Origin of the sequence: Corallococcus sp. bb12-1, assembly GCF_026626765.1 — a bacterium.
In the GTDB taxonomy this organism is placed as follows: domain Bacteria; phylum Myxococcota; class Myxococcia; order Myxococcales; family Myxococcaceae; genus Corallococcus; species Corallococcus terminator.
The window spans coordinates 129144-146321 of the sequence record NZ_JAPNJZ010000001.1 but is presented as its reverse complement, the minus strand read 5'-3'; the positions used below and the strand labels follow the sequence as shown (position 1 = coordinate 146321).

Annotated in this window: 17 protein-coding genes; 9 read left to right on the top strand and 8 right to left on the bottom strand. The window is 69.9% G+C overall.

The genetic code is table 11. From position 1 onward, the window contains the following. Positions 1-15: 15 nt before the first annotated feature. Positions 16-396: a translation initiation factor gene (locus tag OV208_RS00615; RefSeq protein ID WP_267571828.1), complete on the top strand. Its 381-nt coding sequence runs from the start codon at positions 16-18 to the stop codon at positions 394-396. 51 nt (positions 397-447) lie between these two features. On the opposite strand, the gene OV208_RS00610 is transcribed toward OV208_RS00615, so the two are convergent. Further along, the gene (locus OV208_RS00610; RefSeq protein ID WP_120545682.1) at positions 448-1455 is read right to left on the bottom strand and encodes an isocitrate/isopropylmalate dehydrogenase family protein; all 1008 of its coding nucleotides are present in this window, start codon (positions 1453-1455) and stop codon (positions 448-450) included. A gap of 180 nt (positions 1456-1635) precedes the next feature. On the opposite strand from OV208_RS00610, the gene OV208_RS00605 reads away from it, so the two are divergent. Then, the gene (locus OV208_RS00605) at positions 1636-2241 is read left to right on the top strand and encodes a hypothetical protein (protein WP_267571827.1); all 606 of its coding nucleotides are present in this window, start codon (positions 1636-1638) and stop codon (positions 2239-2241) included. A 99-nt stretch (positions 2242-2340) separates the two neighbouring features. Beyond that, complete coding sequence (locus OV208_RS00600) at positions 2341-3174, top strand: aldo/keto reductase (RefSeq protein ID WP_267571826.1); 834 nt, start codon at positions 2341-2343, stop codon at positions 3172-3174. 6 nt (positions 3175-3180) lie between these two features. On the opposite strand, the gene OV208_RS00595 is transcribed toward OV208_RS00600, so the two are convergent. The 3 genes from OV208_RS00595 to OV208_RS00585 all read right to left on the bottom strand — a co-directional run bounded on the left by OV208_RS00595 (position 3181) and on the right by OV208_RS00585 (position 5122). Then, positions 3181-3600: a hypothetical protein gene (locus OV208_RS00595; RefSeq protein ID WP_267571825.1), complete on the bottom strand. Its 420-nt coding sequence runs from the start codon at positions 3598-3600 to the stop codon at positions 3181-3183. Positions 3601-3619: 19 nt separating this feature from the next. Further along, the gene (locus tag OV208_RS00590; RefSeq protein ID WP_267571824.1) at positions 3620-4225 is read right to left on the bottom strand and encodes a hypothetical protein; all 606 of its coding nucleotides are present in this window, start codon (positions 4223-4225) and stop codon (positions 3620-3622) included. Between the two features lie 108 nt (positions 4226-4333). Further along, a complete protein-coding gene (locus OV208_RS00585; protein WP_267571823.1) occupies positions 4334-5122 on the bottom strand; it encodes a DUF2270 domain-containing protein in 789 nt (262 codons plus the stop codon). Positions 5123-5296: 174 nt separating this feature from the next. On the opposite strand from OV208_RS00585, the gene OV208_RS00580 reads away from it, so the two are divergent. After that, positions 5297-7339, top strand: a complete 2043-nt coding sequence (locus OV208_RS00580; RefSeq protein ID WP_267572784.1) for a hybrid sensor histidine kinase/response regulator — start codon at positions 5297-5299, stop codon at positions 7337-7339. A gap of 14 nt (positions 7340-7353) precedes the next feature. Continuing rightward, positions 7354-8607, top strand: coding sequence for a tetratricopeptide repeat protein (locus OV208_RS00575; RefSeq protein WP_267572783.1), 1254 nt, complete (start codon positions 7354-7356; stop codon positions 8605-8607). 62 nt (positions 8608-8669) lie between these two features. Here the strand turns inward: OV208_RS00575 and OV208_RS00570 are convergent, their stop codons facing one another. Continuing rightward, positions 8670-9284 (bottom strand): DUF4230 domain-containing protein, encoded by a 615-nt coding sequence (locus OV208_RS00570; RefSeq protein WP_267571822.1) that lies wholly within the window; start codon positions 9282-9284, stop codon positions 8670-8672. Between OV208_RS00570 and OV208_RS00565 the strand changes: the two genes are divergently transcribed. Then, positions 9283-9987, top strand: a complete 705-nt coding sequence (locus tag OV208_RS00565) for a 2OG-Fe(II) oxygenase (protein WP_267571821.1) — start codon at positions 9283-9285, stop codon at positions 9985-9987. The two genes, OV208_RS00570 and OV208_RS00565, sit on opposite strands and share 2 nt — an antisense overlap. Here OV208_RS00565 and OV208_RS00560 read toward each other — a convergent pair. Then, positions 9969-10490, bottom strand: coding sequence for a hypothetical protein (locus OV208_RS00560; RefSeq protein ID WP_267571820.1), 522 nt, complete (start codon positions 10488-10490; stop codon positions 9969-9971). The two genes, OV208_RS00565 and OV208_RS00560, sit on opposite strands and share 19 nt — an antisense overlap. A gap of 304 nt (positions 10491-10794) precedes the next feature. Here OV208_RS00560 and OV208_RS00555 point away from each other — a divergent pair, with 304 nt between their 5' ends. Then, complete coding sequence (locus OV208_RS00555) at positions 10795-11499, top strand: hypothetical protein (RefSeq protein ID WP_267571819.1); 705 nt, start codon at positions 10795-10797, stop codon at positions 11497-11499. A 66-nt stretch (positions 11500-11565) separates the two neighbouring features. Here OV208_RS00555 and OV208_RS00550 read toward each other — a convergent pair whose 3' ends face one another. Continuing rightward, positions 11566-13101 (bottom strand): hypothetical protein, encoded by a 1536-nt coding sequence (locus OV208_RS00550; RefSeq protein ID WP_267571818.1) that lies wholly within the window; start codon positions 13099-13101, stop codon positions 11566-11568. 175 nt (positions 13102-13276) lie between these two features. Between OV208_RS00550 and OV208_RS00545 the strand changes: the two genes are divergently transcribed. Beyond that, entirely contained in the window at positions 13277-14023 is a 747-nt protein-coding gene (locus OV208_RS00545; RefSeq protein ID WP_267571817.1) for a hypothetical protein, read from the top strand. Between the two features lie 210 nt (positions 14024-14233). On the opposite strand, the gene OV208_RS00540 is transcribed toward OV208_RS00545, so the two are convergent. Continuing rightward, on the bottom strand, positions 14234-15715 hold the full coding sequence (locus OV208_RS00540; protein WP_267571816.1) for a transposase: 1482 nt from the start codon (positions 15713-15715) through the stop codon (positions 14234-14236). A gap of 184 nt (positions 15716-15899) precedes the next feature. Here OV208_RS00540 and OV208_RS00535 point away from each other — a divergent pair, with 184 nt between their 5' ends. After that, positions 15900-17132, top strand: coding sequence for a GntR family transcriptional regulator (locus OV208_RS00535; protein ID WP_267571815.1), 1233 nt, complete (start codon positions 15900-15902; stop codon positions 17130-17132). The last annotated feature ends 46 nt before the right edge of the window (positions 17133-17178 follow it).

Below are 17178 nucleotides of genomic sequence, written 5' to 3'. Positions count from 1 at the left end.
GAGTCACCGCACGCCATGGGCAAGCGCGACAAGAAGGACGAGGCTCCGGCGTCCCCGGGGCCCTTCAACAACCCCTTCGCCGCCCTGTCCGCTCAGCGGGAGGCGCTGCCCGTGGGGCCGCCTCCGCCCGTTCCGAAGGCGAAGCCCGAACCCAAGGGCCCCGCGCGCGCCGTCGTGCGCATGGAGCGCAAGGGCCGGGGTGGCAAGGAAGTGACGGTGGTGGAGCAGTTGGGGCTTCCCGCGGCCCAGCTCGACACCTGGCTCAAGGCGCTCAAGGGCGGCCTGGGCTGCGGCGGTGTGGTGGAGGAGGACTCGCTGGTGTTGCAGGGCGACCAGCGCGAACGGCTTCCCGCGCTCCTGGAAGCGCGGGGCGTCCGCAAGGTCATCATCGGGTGAAGTGCCAGACAGGGGTGGAGGGCTCGCTCCACCCCGGGACCGCCGCGCGGACTACAGCGCGGCGATGATGGCGTCGGTGAACTCGCGCGTGGTGGCGCTGCCGCCCAGGTCGCCGGTGCGCACCTTCCCGTCGCCGCCGTAGACCTTCTGGATGGCGCCCTGCATGCGGCGGGCTTCGTCCTTCAGCTCCAGCCACTCCAGCATCATCACCGCGGACATCATCAGCGCGGTGGGGTTCGCGATGCCCTTGCCCGCGATGTCCGGAGCGGTGCCGTGCACGGCCTCGAAGACGGCGGTGCGCTCACCGATGTTGGCGCCCGGCACCATGCCCAGGCCGCCGACGAGGCCCGCGCACAGGTCGCTGATGATGTCGCCGTACAGGTTCTCCGTCACCATCACGTCGAACCGGGTCGGGTCCTTCACCAGTTGCATGCAGAGGTTGTCGACGATGACCTCGTCGTACGTGATTTCGGGGAACTCGCGGCCGACCTTGCGGCAGCAGTCCAGGAAGAGGCCGTCCGACAGCTTCATGATGTTCGCCTTGTGGATGGCGGACACCCGCTTGCGGCCGTTCTTCCGGGCGTAGTCGAAGGCGAAGCGCGCGATGCGCGTGGAGGCCTTCTCCGTGATGATCTTCAGCGCCTCCACGACGCCCGGCACCACGATGTGCTCCAGGCCGGCGTAGAGGTCCTCGGTGTTCTCGCGGACCACGACGACGTCGACGTTCTCGTAGCGCGTCTTGACGTTGGGGACGCTCTTGACCGGGCGCAGGGACGAGTACAGGTCCAGCCGCTTGCGCAGGCCGACGTTCGCGGACGGCAGGCCGCCGCCGACGACGGTGCCGGTGGGGCCCTTGAGGGCGACGCCGCTCTTGAGGACCGCTTCCACCGTCTCGTGGGGGAGGTTGGTGCCGAACTTGGCCACGACCTCCGCGCCGGCGTCCTTGAACTCGAACTCCAGGGGGACCTTGAGCGCTTCGAGGACGCGAATGGTGGCCGCCGAAACCTCGGGACCGATGCCGTCGCCGTTGATGACCGTCACAGTTCGCGTATTCGCCATGGGGGCGGTTCACACCACAAATCCGGGGGGGCCGGAAGGACGAAAACGGGCCTGTTTCACCCAGGGACATGGCGCCCATCAGCAGGGGCTCCCCGCCCCCCTGCCCACCCGGGGTGCGAGAGGGTTCCTTCAGGCCACCCGTGGCAGGCTGGGCGTCCTGAATCTCGCGGTGGGGTGGAGATGAGCGGCAAGAAGCTTCCGGTCGGCCTGATGCTGGCGGGCATGTGGATTTCAGCCTTCGTGCTGGTGGGGGGCTTCCTCCTGCTGCGCCCCATCCTCAACCCGCCGGAGATGCCGGGGGACATCCCCAGTCCGACGTTGGCGGACCTGCTCAACGAGAGCGTGGACGCCGCCCTGAAGAAGATGGGCCCTGGTGATTCGCCCGGCCTGCGTCCGGAGGCGGTCGCGAATGCCCGGACGTTCCTGGGCGAGGTGCGCGAGGTGGTGGTGCGTTGCCAGAAGGGGTCGTGGTCCTCCGGGGACAAGTACAACCCCGTGAAGTACGACCTGCTGTTCATGGATGGCCGGAAGCTGGAGGGCGCCGCCACGGGCTCGCGGTGTAGCTCCGAACCGCTCATCCTTCGGGCCACCTTCCAGGACGGCCGGGTCGTCCAGGCCACCACCGATGGACGTGAGCGCGCCTGGCCCGTGGACCGGGCCCGGAACCATGTGGCGGAATTCGGGGAGCGGGTGATCCGCGTGGACTGGGACCTCCACCCTGCGCGCTACTTCCCTGCCAGGGAGCCGGAGCCGACAAAGGAAGACATCGCGAAACAATGGAAGTGAACGGGGGGACGGCCCTCGTGGCGCTCGGTTGCCGGGTCCTGGATGGAACCGGGGGCAGGGCATCCCCAGGTTGAGGGATTCTTCCTCCCAGGAGTCGCCATGACGTCCGCGCCCGCCCGCCTGCTCAACGACGGTCACCGGATTCCGCAGCTGGGGTTCGGCACGTGGCCACTGGACGATGACGAGGCCTCGGTCGCGGTGGAGTCAGCGCTGAAGGCGGGCTACCGGCTCATCGACACGGCATCGCGGTACGGCAACGAGACGGGCGTGGGCAGGGGCCTCCGGGCGGCGGGACTGCCCCGGGCGGAGGTGTTCGTGACGACGAAGCTGCGGGGCCAGGACCACGGCTTCGACGCGACGTTGCGCGCGTTCGATGCGAGCGCTCGGCGGTTGGGATTGGACGGGGTGGACCTGTATCTCATCCACTGGCCGCTGCCGGCGAAGCAGCTCTACGTGGACACGTGGCGCGCGTTCATCCGGCTGCGGGATGAGGGGCGGGTGCGCTCCATTGGCGTGTCGAACTTCCAGCCGCATCACCTCCAGAAGCTGGTGGATGAGACGGGCGTGGTGCCTTCGGTCAACCAGGTGGAGCTGCACCCCGACCTGGCGCAGCCGGTGCTAGTCGCGGATTCGGAGAAGCGCGGCATCGTGCTGGAGGCCTGGAGTCCGCTGGGGCGGGGCGGGGACGTGCTGAAGAATGACGCCATTGTCCGCATGGCGAAGAAGCACGGCCGGAGCCCGGCGCAGGTCATCCTGCGCTGGCACGTGGAGCGGGGTGTCATCGCCATCCCGAAGTCGAAGGATCCGGAGCGCATGCGCCAGAACCTGGACATCTTCGACTTCACGCTGGACGCGGAGGACCTGGCCGCGTTGCAGAAGCTCGACCGGGGCCACCGGATGGGCGGGGATCCGGATACGAACACGGAGGAGTGAGGGGCGCTATCGCTGGACCGCGAGGATGCGCCATCCGCGCACGTCGATGGCGTAGGTGGTGCCCAGGTCCAGCGTCAGGCCTTCCGAGGCGCAGGCGCCGTTGCCGGGCGTGAAGGCCACGAGGACGACATCCTCGGACAGGTTCTTGGCGAGGACGTCGTAGGAGTCACGGCGCATGAGGCAGACCTCGTCCGGTGTGGCGTTCCGAGGCGGGCTGGCATCCCGTGGAAGGAAGTCGTCCATGGCGAGCTGGATCGCCGCGGAGAGGGTGCTCGGGATGAAGGTGTGCTCTCCTGGGGGAAAACCCAGTGGAAACTGGAACGCGGCGGCCTCCGCTGGGGGCGCATGCTCGGGGCGGAACGGGCGCTGGAAGAGACCGCAACCCGTCAAGGACAGGGCCATGAGAAGGAGGGAGAGCTGGTTCATGGTGATTCCGTCGGGAACGCTACTTCGCCTCCACCGGGGTGACGATTCCCAGATCCTTGTCCAGGGATGACTGAAGGAGCCCGATCAGGACCCACGTCGCGTTTCGTCGCACATAGACCTCGCCTGGGTGGGCGACATGCTTGTACGGCAGGTACTTCATGACAGTACAGCCTCGATCGAACTGGATCCGGATGAGCCAGAGCTGGTTGTCGTTCTTGAGGTCGAAGATGGACAGCGGTGAGGGCGACCAGGGATGGCTGTGATAGTCGGCCAGGGTCGAAGTTCGTCCCCGCTCGTCCACCACACGACTGGGCGGGGTGCACTGCTTTCGTTTGGAGGCCCCCACCGGAACAGTCTTCCCCAGGGGAGAGGCGTGACTGGCGTAGTAGACGCCATCGCCCAGTGAGTAGATGGCTCCGCAGTATTCCTGGCCGTAGTCGTTGGCGGCAGCGCCCTCCAGCTTCATGATGGCAGGACAGAGCTGGTCGATGACGTCATCCACATCCGTTGAGGGTTGGCTCTCTTCCCACGGGCCGTGGACCCAGACCGTGCTTCCCGTGCGCCCGAACCACCGTCCCTCGTTGCTCACCCGATAGGTGCTTCCTGCGCAGGCGGAGATCAGCACGGGGAGAAGCCAGCGAAGGCAAAGGCGCGTCCTCATAATATCCCTCGTGTTCTATGGCAGGAACACGAGGGGCCGGAAGTCACTGCGTTCTTGGGACGGTCGTCGCGCTCATTGGTCGAACGGTGACTGCGGGCGCGGCGGGTTGGTGCGGTTGCTCACCGCGCGGCGTGGGCGCTTGCGCCGCTGGATGGCGTAGGGCCGGTAGAAGGTCTCCCACATCGCGGCCCGGCGTCCCCGCGGCCGCGTGCGCAGCTCTCCCAGCGGCGCCCGGATGAAGAAGGACGCGATGAAGAGGTAGCCCGCAACCAGGGTGATGATCAGCAATGAGCCCATCACCACCGGGCCAGGAATCCAGGCGACATGCGCCCGCTCCAGGAAGTCGTCGAAGTCGCGAGGCGGTCGCGGGTGGCTGTAGACCTTGAAGAACCACGTCACCAACAGGACGATGAGGATGGGCCCATACGCGCGGTTGAGCCGCGTGGCGATGGCCGACCCCAGCGACAGCTGGATCTGCGGCCGCGACATCTCCACCGCCAGCTCCCGCAGGGCGTCCGGATCCACCGGTTCGCGCCGCAGCATCGGTGCCCACCAGCCGTCTTCCAGCAGACGCACGCGGCGGTTCCACAGGTCGTAATACCGGTAGCGGCGCGCCTCGATGAGCAGGAAGGACACCACCATCCAGATGCCCACCAGGAACGTCACGTGCGAACTCTCCGGCGTCGCGAAGCCGAAGGAGATGACCGCCGCCGTCGTGGTGAGCGCCCAGTTCGTCGTCGTGTCCAGCCGCGTGCGCCACGTGTCCGAACGGCTCAGCTCCCCACGGAAGAGCTGCGCCATGGCCTGCTGGGAGACCAGGGGTTGCTCGAGATCATTCTGCCTGCGCTCTTTGACGCTCATCCGTGCCAGGGAAGGTGGGGACGACCGCCGCTCCTGGCCAGGGCTTGCAGACAGTCTGGCCCTCGTACTCCGTGACGAGGCCAGGGGTGTGTGGAGGCGGACATTCGCGCGCGGCGTCACCAGGGGGGCCGGGTGGCTGGGCGCCTGGAGCGTGCGCATCGTCCGCCCTTGAGCGTGCCTTCCGATACCGCCATCACCGCCCTGTCCGACCTGCTCTCCGACGAGGGCGAGCGCATCACGCGCCTGTGGGCGAAGCGTCTGCGCGCGGAGACGTACGAGGTGGAGGTCCCCGGCCGCGACCTGCGCGCCCCCCTGCACCACCTGCTGGATGAGCTTGCCCGTCTGCTCCGTGACCGGGGCGAGGACGCCATCCGCCTGTGGCCGGAGGTGGTGCGCTCGCATGGGGCCTTCCGCTACGACCAGAACTTCGAACCCGAGGACCTGACGCGCGAGTTCAAGTCGCTCCAGGAGGTGCTGCTCTACGTCTACGCGCGCCGCAACGGGGGCGTCATCGACGCGGACGTCGCGGAGCTGGTGTCGGAGCTGGTGTGGGAGGCGGATGCGTCCGCGCAGGCCTCCTACGCGCGCGTGCTCAAGACGGAGGAGGTCCGCTTCCGCGAGGCCGCGGTGATGGAGTCGGTGCTCAACCACGTGGAGGTGGGCATCCTGCTGGCGGAGACGGACGGCATGGTGTCCTTCGCCTCGCCGCCGGTCAGCCGCTTGATGGGCGTGCCCATGCGCGCGGTGGTGGGCGCGCGAGCCACCAGCTCCTTGTCGCCCGTGCTGACGCAGGTCAACGCCCGGCACCCGACGGGAGAGCCCTTCCGCGTGCAGGACATGCCCTTCCTGCGCGCGCTCCGGGAGAAGGGCCCGGTGCGCGGCGTGATGATGGTGGTGGAGCGCCCCGGGGGCAGCGACGCCACGCTGGAGATGAGCGCCACGCCGGTCTGGGAGGAGGACAAGGTCCTGGCCGGCGTCATCCAGACCTTCAGCGACCGGACCGAAGCGGCGGTGAAGACCAAGGCGCTGGAGAGCGCGCACGACGAGGTGCGCAGGCTCCAGGGGCAGTTGCTGCGACGCACGCGGCAGCAGGCGCTGGGGCAGCTGGCGAGCGGCGCCGCGCACGCGCTCAACAACTTCCTCAATGTGCTGCGATTGCGCATCACGCTGCTGCAACGCGAATACAAGCCGGAGCACGTGGAGGCGCTGGACAAGACGGTGCGCCAGATTGGCGAGCTGGTGGCGCGGCTACAAGAGTTCAGCGTGCAGCGCACCGAGGAGCTCCTGACCGACGTGCCGGTGGACCAGGCGGTGCGCGAGGCGCTGGAGCTGGCTCGAGGCGAACTGGAGCAGCGCGAGCACCCCGTGCACACGGAGCTGGACCTGGGCTTCCCGTGGGGCGTGAAGGCGGACGCGGGTTTCTTCCGCGAGCTCATCGTGAACCTGCTGCTGTCGGCGAGGGACCGCATGGAGGGGGGCGGAACGCTCCAGGTCCGTACCCGGCCGGAAGGGGAGGGATGGCTGGCGTTGCGCATCGAGGACGGGGGCCCGCCCTACGCGGTGGAGGAGCTGGCGCGACTGTTTGATCCGCTGCGCCGCGACCCGGGCGCGCCGCAGTTCTCGCTGTTCCTGGCGGTGGCGCGCACGCAGGTGCAGCGCTGGGGCGGAGAGCTGACGGTGGAGAACCGGCAGGACGGTTCGGGTGCGAGCTTCGCCGTGCGGCTGCCGCGCTTCCGTGACACCGCGCAGGATGAGGAGGCCCTGCTCCCGCCGCCACCGGCCATGGCTCCAGGAGGGGTGCCGCACCTGAAGCGGCCCGCGCGCCGCGTGCTGGTGGTGGACGATGACCTGGACAACGCGCGGATGATGGGCGAGGTGCTGGGCGAGGAGGGCTACGACGTGCAGGTGGCGCACAGCCCGGAGGTGGCCTTGCGCATCTGGGAGAAGCACCCCTTCGACGCGGCGCTCCTGGACGCGGTGATGCCGGAGATGACCGGCTGGGAGCTGGCGCGTGAGCTGCGGCAGCGCTCGCCCCAGGCGCTCCTGGCCATCGTCACCGGCGCCGACGTGCGCGGGCAGAACCGCGCGAGCCTGGCGTTGGTGGACGCGGTGTTCCGCAAGCCCATCGACGTGGGGGCCCTGGATGAATTCCTCACGCAGCGCCGGAGCGAGGACGAACCCACCGAAGGGCTGGGCGCTCCCGACCCGGGCCACTAGAGTCCCGGCGCGTGATGCCCCTGGCGGAACTGGAGCGCCTGCGCCGCAAGGTGGAGGCCGGAGACGTGCTCAGCGACGCGGAGCTGGACGCGCTGCGCTCCGAGGCCGCGCAACGCCCCGGCGCCACGCTGCGCCTCACCGTGGCGCATGCGCTGGTCAACGCGGACGCCGAACGCGAAGCCCTGCCGCTGATGCAGGCCCTGCGGCGCGACTTCCCGGAGGACCTCCAGGTGCGCCTGGGCCTCGCGCGTGCACTCCTGGGCCTGGAGCGGCACCGCGACGCGGAGGCCGAGTTGCGGGACGCGCTGGTGCTGAGCCCCGGTGATCCGGAGGCCCTGAAGGTGCTCGCCGTGCTCGCGCTGCGACAGGGCGAGGCCGCGCGCGCCCGCGCCTACGTGGCCGAGGCCGTTGCGCGCGACCCGTTCGATGCGGAAGCGAAGCTGCTGCGCGCGGAGCTGGAGTCCGCGGACCTGCCCCCGGTCCTCCAGCCCGAGATGCAGGTGCTGCGTCCGGAGTTCACCGCCGCGCTCAGTGCCGCGCTGGGGCGCGCGGGCGTGGGCTTCCGGCGCCAGGGCAGGGACCTGCTGGTGAAGCTGGCGTCGGGCGGTGTCGGCCGCGTGGACGTGGGCTCGCTGTATGCCGCGTATCATGCGGACCCGGGAGCCCAGGGGCTCACCGCGCACGTGGAGGCGCTGGTGGCGCGGCTGGGCGGTCTGTCCTCCGGCGTGGGCCCATCCGGCGTGGCGTTGGACACGCTGCGACCGGTGCTGCGGCCGGCTGGGTTCGTGGCGGGGACGCAGGGCGCGCTGTTCCGGCCGGGGCCGGAGGGGCTGGAAATCTATTACGTGCTGGAGGACGCGGAGTTCGTTCGCTACCTGCCCGCCAGCGCGCTCGGGAGTGCAGGGCTCACGCTCGATGCCGTGGACGCGGCGGCGTGGCGCAACCTGGAGGCGCATCCCGCTGACGTGCGCCCGGTCGTCATCGACCACGGCGAGGTGAGGCTGGCGGAGGCGTTCTCCGGCATGTGGGCCGTGACGGGTGGCGACGGACTCGACGGGGCGCGACTGCTCACGAAGGCCCAACGCCGGTGGCTCGATGCCGCGACGGGCGGAGGGCGCCTGCGGGTGAACCTGGGCCAGCGTGAAGTGGTGGTCCTGTGCCGGGATTCGGATGCGGATTCGGTGCGGATCCTCACCTCGCTGGGACATGTGTCCGACGGTGTCCCCGGGCTGTATCTGCTGGAAGGCGACTCGCTGCGCCTGGCGTGAGGCTTTACGGCCCCGCGTCGAGCGCCTGCCGGTACACCTTCTCGCGTCGAAGCGTCATCGTCTCAGCCCGCCGTCCCCAAAGGCAGCCGCTCCACGAAGTGCACCTCACGGAAGCCCAGGGTGAGCAGCAGCCCTCGGAGCGAACGTTCCGCGGACTGTCTCGCCTTGTCCTTCAAGCGCGCGTCCTGCCGCACCTCGCGCTCGAAGGCGAGCCGGGCCTTCTCCAGCAGCTGCGCCGTCTGCGCGCTGTCCAGGTTGGAGTCGATGATTTCCGTCTCCCCCGGCCGCAGCGCCACCGTCACCACCAGCGGTGGCAGGAGCACGTCCACCCGCGTACCCGTGGCGCGCAGGTGGCTGGCGTCGAAGCGCTGGAAGTCGAAGCCCAGGTGCGCGTCCGCGAAGACGATGGCGCGGCCATGCGGGTTCTTCAGCGTGTAGCTCGCCCAGAGCAGCACGTCCTTCCACAGCGCATCGGTGGCCTCTGGCTCGGGCGTGAAGGTGACCTTCTTGTAGAGGGCCACGTCCAGCGTCTCCAGCCGCGCCACCTCCCGCATCTGCTCCACCACCACGGCGGAGTCCGGCTGTCGGAAGGACGCAGGGCGCAGGAGCACCCATGCGACCAGCGCCCCCACGGCGGCGGCGGCGAGGACGGAGAGGACTCGCGAGAGGTTCGCCATGGCCCGGCATTCTACCCGCTTCCTTCCAGGGGGCGTCCTGGGGCAGCGTGTCGGCCGGACTCCGGGCAGCCGCCTGGAGGACTCAGACCTGGGAGGCCGGGTGGAGCTGACGGACGCGGAAGTGGAGGCGCTGGGCTCGCACGGCTACTTCGTGCGGGACGCCTTCCTCGGTGAGCCCCGGGCCCTAGCGGTGCGCGCCGCGGCCCTGGCCCGTGTGTCCGCGGGAGCGCTCCGGCCCGCGGGCATCCGGCGCGGCGCGGACCACTCGCTCGATACCTCCGTGCGCGGTGACCACATCGAATGGGTGCTGCCCGGCGCGGACACCGAACTGGAATCCCTGTGGAACCACTTCCGCGCGCTGGGCGAAGCGGTGTCCTCCAGCGCGTACTTGGGCCTGGGCCGCTTCGACGTGCAGCTTGCCTGCTACCCCGGAGGCGGCGCGCACTACGCCCGCCACCGCGACGCGTTCCCGGGCCAGTCCAACCGGCGCCTCACCGCCATCTGGTACGCCAACGCCGGCTGGACGCCGACGGACGGCGGCCTCCTGCGCCTCTACCCGGAGGACACCGGCGCCCCGCTGGACGTGGCGCCGGTGCTGGACCGGCTGGTGGTGTTCCTGAGCGAGCGGCTGGAGCACGAGGTGCTGCCTTCGTACGCCCAGCGCCTCGCCCTCACCGCTTGGTTCTACGGCCGGGGGCCATAGCCCGCGTCGAACGAAGGACCCGGACCCGCGTCATGCGAAGGCCCCGGACCCGCGTCATACGAAGGGCCCGGACCGCCGTCCGTCCGGGGGCGACCTTCCAGCACGCCAATGATGTGGATGCTCCCGGTGCCGGAGCCCGGGCAGTTCTCCGGGTTGCGTTGCAGGGTGAGCTGCACCGACGACATCGGTCCGTCGTAGACGTCCACGTACGCGGTGCCGGAGTACACAGGCTTCCCCGCTGCGTTGAAGGCCGCCACGCCCACCCTCCGCTGGAGCCCGGCGGGGACGTTGCTCACCCCGCCCTCGATGTAGCCGTTCCCGACGTACATGTTCACCGGGCCAATGGGGGAGAAGTCGTTGCCCCACACGTGCGCCTGCGCGGACACGACGCCGCACTCATCCCCAGCCAGGGAGATGCGCATCTCCACGGACTCCGTCCCCTCCAGGGGCTCGTCAACGGCGCCCTCGGGCCCGCAGGCGGCCCCCAACAGCACACAACTCATCCCCAACGCAATTCCCCAGCCGGCTCGCTTCACGTTCCCTCCCTGGTGGCGCATGGACCGCGCCTTGTTCAGACACGCCCCCTCGCCAGGTTGGGACATGACTTTCTTTCCTGACGCTTTGGCCCCCCTTCGCGACAACTGCCCGGAAGCGCCAGACGCCGTGCCCGCCTGTCCTGCGGCCGGCCTTGATTCCAGGCGTCATTCCCAGTGGGACATCCGCACCCGGAGTGCCCGCAGCGCCTGTTCCCCGGCTGGAGAGTGCCTACGTTGCCCAACAGTCATCTTCGTATGAGGGGAGCCGCTCATGTTTCAGAACAGGACGAAACGTCATTGGGTGATGGGGTTGGCCATGGGGGCGTCGATGGTGTTCCTCGCCGGCTGCGGCAGTTCGAAGGCCGCGCGCGTGGACGATGCGATGATGGCGCGCGTCCCCGAGGAGCAGCTGAGCGAGGTGCGTGACGCGCAGCTCGCCCGCACCAAGGCCACGGACAACGTGACGCGCGCCGATGTGGCCGTGCGTGACGCCGAGCGCTCCGCGGAGGTCGCCCGTCGCAACGGGGACGCCGCGAAGAGCCGCGTGGACGCGGAGAAGGCCGCCGTGAAGGCGGCGGAGGCGACGGGCCAGTCCAGCCCCATCGCCCAGTCCAGGTCCCAGCTCGAGGGCGCCATGGCCGGACGCGCCGCGGCCGAGGCCCAGGTCGCGTGGCATGACCGGCAGATTGACACGCGCAAGGCGGAGAAGAGCCTGCGCGACGCCGAGCTGAACGTGGCGGACGCGCAGTTGAACCTGGCCCAGTTCCAGGCCCTGCAGCGCACCGGCGACGTCCGCGCCAAGGACATGTCCGAGGCGGACTTCATGTCCGCCGTGGCGGAGTCCAAGCGCGAGGTGGAGACCTCGCGCCGCCGCGTGGACGAGCAGAAGCGCGTGGAGCAGGACGCCCGCGCCCAGTGGGAGCAGCTGCGCTCGAAGACCCCGCAGGGCTACGGTGGCAGCGGCCCCGTGGACTGACGTGCGACCTGAAGGAACGCGTCCCTGGCACCTTCGCGTGCCAGGGACCCGTCCCGCGGGGAAGCGCTACTCCACCCGCAGCGTGGCGTTGCCCACCACGTCGCGCTGGAGGGTAAGCCACACGCTCTTGCCCGCCGTGTCCACCGACGCGAAGTAGTCCGTGTCCGCGGTGAGGGCCTGGCCGTTCAGCGTCACCGTCTTCGGGGCGCTGGTGGCGGTGTAGCCGTGCAGCACCAGCATCGGGTGCACGAGCGTGCGACCCTGGGTGTCGAACGCCAGCGTCACGCGGTTGGAGGCGGTGTCCGCTTCCCACGTGGCGTAGACGGGGTTGTAGCCGGGCACGTCGTACGTCACCGCGTCGGTGCGTCCCACGCCGCCCGGGCCGCGCGTGCGCACGGTGCCTTCGGTGGCGGAGAGCTTCACGCCCTGCCACGCCTCCACCTGTGACGCGAGCTTGAGCACCGGGTCGGACGCGTGCGTGCCCAGCACCATGAAGACCGAATAGCTCTGGTACGGGTAGCCGGAGAGCATCCCGTCATCCCCGATGCGCGGGTACTGCGTCTTGCCCACCGCGCCGAAGTTGCTGCCCCACGCGAGCCGGTGGGAGTTGGTGACGGAGGGCAGCTCATACTGGTTGAGCTGGTAGGCCCAGTTGTAGTTCACGGGCATGGGGCCGGCCGCGTGGCGCGTGCCCCATTCCGGATACAGCCAGTAGCCGCCCGCGGGCTTCTGTTGCCACGTCTGGGTCTGCACGACGCCCATCTCCGCGTCCGGCGCCGCGGTCCACATGCGCGTGTAGGGCACCACGTTGGGCTCGCGGTAATCCCAACCGCTGTTCATCGTCACCGGCGAGTTCAGCGTGACGAAGCGATAGCGGTCGCCCCAGCCCAGGCCCGCGATGTCTGTGTTGGCGTTGTCGTCGAAGGCGAGGTCGCCGTAGGGCGAGCGGACGTCGGCCTCGATGCTGTCCGCGAGAAAGCCGGATGAATCGTGGGTGATGGCGTAGAGCGGATGGTCGCGGCCGGTGGCGAACAGGTACTGTACCGTGACCTGCACCACGTTCCCGGCCAGCGACAGCGGCCACTTCAGCTCATGCAACGCGTGGTGGGCACCCTTGAAGAGGATGCGCCCGGTGCCGCGCACGTCCTGGGTCCAGGCCCCCCACGTCGGGCCCTCCTTCAGGTGGCTGGTCACCATGCCCCAGCCGGGCACCTGCGCGCTCTGCCCGTCACAGGTGCGCTGCGCTCCGGCGGCCTCGTAGGTGTAGCGGCGGATGTAGCCGCCATTCCAGCCTGCGGGGTCCGCCGCGTCGTTGCGCACCAGCGACACCGAACGAACGCGGCAGTCGCCATCGCGCCAGACGTAGCGGTCCGTCTTGAAGCCGTTCAGGTCCTTGGCGCACTGCAGCCGCACCGGCGCGCAGGCCCCGCTGGCCGGGTCGGTGGAGGGCACGTCCGTCGCGCATGCATCCGCGACGTTGGCGTCGTCGGGGACCTCGTCACCCGGACGCACATCCTTGCCACCACAGGACGCCAGCCACAGGGCCAGCAGGGCCACGGCGCCGCGCGCGAAGGGATGCGGAGTCTTCGTTCCAGATGTCATGGGTCGGTCCCTTGGAAGAGTGCCTGGGTCTCCTGTCACCCTCACCCCTGGTGATGCAAGCCTCCACTCCGAGCCCCTGCCCGTTTCCTCGCGCGTACCAGCAAGCGAGCAGACGGGCTCTTGACGGCACGACAGGGGGGCCCCGGAGCGCCAGTCGCATGGGCAACCTGGGGGAATGGCGGATGGATGGCGGCGTGCGGCGGTGGGATTGCTGGGCCTCCTGTCCGTGCCCGCGTTCGCGGCGGACGGGGTGCAGGGGCGGGTGCAGGAGTTTTTCCTCGGCGACGGGGCCGCGCCCCAGCAGAAGCAGCAGGTCCAGTTGGGCACGGGCCTGGAGTGGACGCGGCAGGAAGGCGAGACGCAGTTCGAACTGCCCGTGTCCGCCGAGTACGGACTCAGCGACCGCGTGCAGGTGGAAGCGGCGGTGGCGCTGACGACGCCGGAGGATCCGCGCGGGCTGGACTCCGCGGGTGCCGGCGTGGGCTGGGCGCTCATCAACGACGGACGGCGCGGCTTCACGCTCAGCGTCGGAATGGACGTGCTGGCCACGCGCGACGCGGTGGATGACCGCTTCCGTCCGGGATTCGAACCGTACCTGCTGGCGTATCAAGACGTGGGCCCGCTGGGCTTCAACCTCCAACTCAAGGCCCAGCAGCTTCCCGGCGTGCGCGGCCTGGGCGGAGCGCTGCATCCGGACTTCGCGGCCGGCGCGGTGCTGGAGTTGGGTCCACTGCGGCCCATGGTAGAGGCCGCGTGGCGCGACGAGGACGGCACGTCCACGGTGCTCCTGGCGCCGGGCCTGCTCGCGCATCCGTCGAAGTCGCTGGAGCTGGGCGTGGCGGTGCCGTGGCGCCTCCACGCGGACGGCGCGCGCGACGTGGGCGTGATGGGGATGCTCATCTGGCAGGGCGGTGGGGCGTAGGGGCGTGTCTCCGCTGTCGCCAGAAAATCGTTACCCGATTCCGCGCTCGCGACCCGAAGTGCGCCGCGAGGACGCGCGCCTCGTGGAGCACAGCCGTGGGCCGCGACGTCGCGCTGGAGCAGACGCCAAGGCGGGTCCATGGGCAGAGGCGTCCGCCGGGCACACTTCACGCCGAACCTGTCCGACTGGAGGGTTGCGCGGAATAGGGGTTCAGCCTGGCTGCGATGCAGGGGGAGGAGCAGGGGCTTCGAAGAGGACGAAGACACAAAAAAGCCGGCTGCGGGTGAGCAGCCGGCTGACGTTATGGGCCAGCAGTTTGAGGAAGACTTCCGCGTCGATGGCGGGCGGGTGCCGGGACGAGAGGCGACGAAAGCCCATGTCCTGCTGCAGCGAGGCGAAGACGGGCTCCACGGTGGCCATCCGTTGCAGGTACCGGGCCTTGGCGTCTGGCTGCCTCATGCGCGCCAGCATGGCCTCCAGCGCGCCTTCGTACTCCCAGCGCACGCTGAAGGTGCGGCGCCTGGCGTGGGTGCACCGAGGACGCAAGGAGCACGTCGGACAGCCCTCGCCGAAGTAGACCTCGCACCGGTCGAAGTGATTGAGCACCGGCCCGCGCATGGTGCGCCCTGCCGGACACACCACGGCCCGCCGCGCGTGCTGGAGGATAAACGCCTCGCGCTGGAGCATGCCGGGCTTGTTGGCCAGAGGGCCGGTGGCCGGGCCCGGGTTGAGCAGCACGTCCACGCAAGGGCGCTGGTGGGCGGCGAAGCGCAGGTCCTCTTCACTCCAGTAACCGGAGTCTCCGGCCACTTGCAGCCGCGTGGGCAGGGGCACCCCGGCCGTGTGCAGCACGCGGCGCGTGCGCTGCATCGCCTCTTCCAGATGGCCCTTGTCATTGCCCGAGGCCGTTAGCAGGACACCTACCACCAGTCGCTGCGTGACGCCGCTGGCCACCACCGTGAGGCGGTGCCCCGGGTGCACGCCATTGCCAGGAAACTGCATGAGGGCCGCGCGGGGGTTGCTGAGGACCACGCTGGCCGCGGCCCGTTGCTCGCACAGGCGTACCGCCTCCTGGTGCTTGCGCACCTGCCGCGAGTGCTGCTCGCGCTGGCAAGCGTCCAGGGAGTCGAGCTCCACCGCGCCCAGGTGCTTCAAGCGCCGCAGGGACTGCGAGTGCACGCGCACCTGGCTGCGACTGGCATGGGCGCGCAAACGCACGCTGTCGATTCCCAACTCCTGCGTCCGCACCAGGCCCTCCTCCACGGCCCAGCGCACCGTCTCTTCCAGTGCCGCCAGGAAGAGGCCGGCATTCTCCGCGCGAAAGCGGTTGAGGACCGCAACGCTGATGCAATGGCCTCCGCTGAGCCACCGCAAGGCGCAATCCGTTTGCAACGCACGCGCGACCCGCGTCCCCTGGTGCAGCCCGATGAGGCTGGCGTAAAGCCAGAGCCCCAGCAGCTGACGCGGCGCGAACCCATTCTGGCCCAGGGCCGAGTAACGGGCCTCCACGGCCCTCATCTCGAAGCGCTCCACCACGCGCTGCACCCTTCTGGCCAGATGCTCCCGGGGCACCAGCCGCTGCGCGAGGGCCAGCGCTTCTCTGTCGGGCGCTTTGAAGCGAGGGGCCGGGTCCTTCGGGATGCGCCGCCTCGGCTGCTTCGCTGGCGGGCGGGGGCCGTTTTCTTCCTCCATCACCCCCTCTCTACCCTCCCCCCAGACTCCCTTATTCCGCGCAACCCTCCAGTCGGACAGGTTTGCGCCGCGTGAAGCCGCGGGCCGCGCCGGACCGCCGAGGCGACAAGGACGGTGGGCTCTCAAGTCCATGTCAGATGCCTCTGCTTGGGTAGCAGCGGTTCGGGCGAGGAGGGTGGCGAGGATGGAGCGGGTAGGGCTCGTTGCGCAGGTGGAGGAGCAGCTTGAACGAGAAATCATGCTGGGGCGGCTTCCGGAAAGCGGCCAGTTGGGCTCGGAGCAGCAACTGGCGTGCGGCTACGGAGTGAGCCGGGGCACCGTGCGCGAGGCGCTGCGGCGGCTGGCGGCGCGGGGCCTGGTGGTGCAGCACCCCGGGCGCAAGACACGCGCGGTGGCGCTGGACGCGTCGCTGACGCTGGAGAACCTGGGCCTGGCGCTGCATGACGAGCGCTCCCCGGAGGGCCGGTGGCAACTGGAGGGCTTCTTCTGCCTCAAACGGCAGGTGTTGGTGGAACTGCTGGCCGACTGCTGCACGAGTGCTTCCGCGCCGGACCTGGGGCTACTGGCGGACGCGTGCTTCAGGCTTTGGGACGCTGCGCGTTGGGAGTCCGGTGCGCGCTGCGCGCAGTTGGAATTCGACTTGCTGCGGTTGGCGGCCCGAGTGGCGGCCCGTCCCGGGCACCTGCTCCTCATCCAGTCGCTGCAACGAGCCCTGCGGGGCAACGCGGCCCGGCTGCTGCTCCTCATGGGCGGCGAGTCGCTGCGCCAATGGGCCTGCCAAGCGATGGGAGCCCTGCGGGAGCGTGACGCGCGGACGCTCCAGCACACGCTGCCAGCGCTGCTGAAGGCGTGTGATGAGCGGGTGCTGGAGCGATTCGCGCCCGCCCTCCAGGACGAGGCTCGGGAGGCCCATCCCTGCGAGGAAGCGCGTGGCCCCGGCCGCCTCGCGCCCGCTGGCGAGGACACCGTGGCGCTCGCAGAGGCACCCGGCCCCCAGGCACTGGCCCTTCGCCTGGAGCCGGACAGCGGGGAGGCGTTCCAGGTTCCAGCCGCACCGGGTTTCAACCCCGGCGAACCTGGCGAGAAGAGGGCCGGAGGGGACGTGCCGGGCTCCGCCTTGGAAAACCTGTCCGACTGTCGGACAGGTTGGGACGCTTCGTTCGCGGAGGGGGCTTCCAGCCCGAGCCACTCCCCACCGGCTATCGCGGACCCACCCGCCGGCCAGGGCGCATGGGGGGGCCGACCGCTTCACGACGCCCAAAGCCACGCTCCACCCACGGCAGGACCGGTGGGCTGTGCACCACTGGAACCTCCAGGGCCCGCGCCCAGTCCAGAGCGGACACAGCCCTTCGCATCTTCTCGCGTCCATGATGCTCAGCGCCCCCTTCCCCGAGGAGGAGGAAGCTGCGTCGATTGACCTTGGATGCCTCCACTGGAGCCGGACTTCCGCGCCGGATTCGTCG

Bases quoted from the DNA above. Each gene is read 5' to 3' on its own strand.
- OV208_RS00615 (WP_267571828.1), top strand. From the start codon at position 16: ATGGGCAAGCGCGACAAGAAGGACGAGGCTCCGGCGTCCCCGGGGCCC.
- OV208_RS00610 (WP_120545682.1), bottom strand. From the start codon at position 1,455: ATGGCGAATACGCGAACTGTGACGGTCATCAACGGCGACGGCATCGGT.
- OV208_RS00605 (WP_267571827.1), top strand. From the start codon at position 1,636: ATGAGCGGCAAGAAGCTTCCGGTCGGCCTGATGCTGGCGGGCATGTGG.
- OV208_RS00600 (WP_267571826.1), top strand. From the start codon at position 2,341: ATGACGTCCGCGCCCGCCCGCCTGCTCAACGACGGTCACCGGATTCCG.
- OV208_RS00595 (WP_267571825.1), bottom strand. From the start codon at position 3,600: ATGAACCAGCTCTCCCTCCTTCTCATGGCCCTGTCCTTGACGGGTTGC.
- OV208_RS00585 (WP_267571823.1), bottom strand. From the start codon at position 5,122: ATGAGCGTCAAAGAGCGCAGGCAGAATGATCTCGAGCAACCCCTGGTC.
- OV208_RS00575 (WP_267572783.1), top strand. From the start codon at position 7,354: ATGCCCCTGGCGGAACTGGAGCGCCTGCGCCGCAAGGTGGAGGCCGGA.
- OV208_RS00565 (WP_267571821.1), top strand. From the start codon at position 9,283: ATGGCCCGGCATTCTACCCGCTTCCTTCCAGGGGGCGTCCTGGGGCAG.
- OV208_RS00570 (WP_267571822.1), bottom strand. From the start codon at position 9,284: ATGGCGAACCTCTCGCGAGTCCTCTCCGTCCTCGCCGCCGCCGCCGTG.
- OV208_RS00560 (WP_267571820.1), bottom strand. From the start codon at position 10,490: ATGAGTTGTGTGCTGTTGGGGGCCGCCTGCGGGCCCGAGGGCGCCGTT.
- OV208_RS00555 (WP_267571819.1), top strand. From the start codon at position 10,795: ATGTTTCAGAACAGGACGAAACGTCATTGGGTGATGGGGTTGGCCATG.
- OV208_RS00550 (WP_267571818.1), bottom strand. From the start codon at position 13,101: ATGACATCTGGAACGAAGACTCCGCATCCCTTCGCGCGCGGCGCCGTG.
- OV208_RS00545 (WP_267571817.1), top strand. From the start codon at position 13,277: ATGGCGGATGGATGGCGGCGTGCGGCGGTGGGATTGCTGGGCCTCCTG.
- OV208_RS00540 (WP_267571816.1), bottom strand. From the start codon at position 15,715: ATGGAGGAAGAAAACGGCCCCCGCCCGCCAGCGAAGCAGCCGAGGCGG.
- OV208_RS00535 (WP_267571815.1), top strand. From the start codon at position 15,900: ATGGAGCGGGTAGGGCTCGTTGCGCAGGTGGAGGAGCAGCTTGAACGA.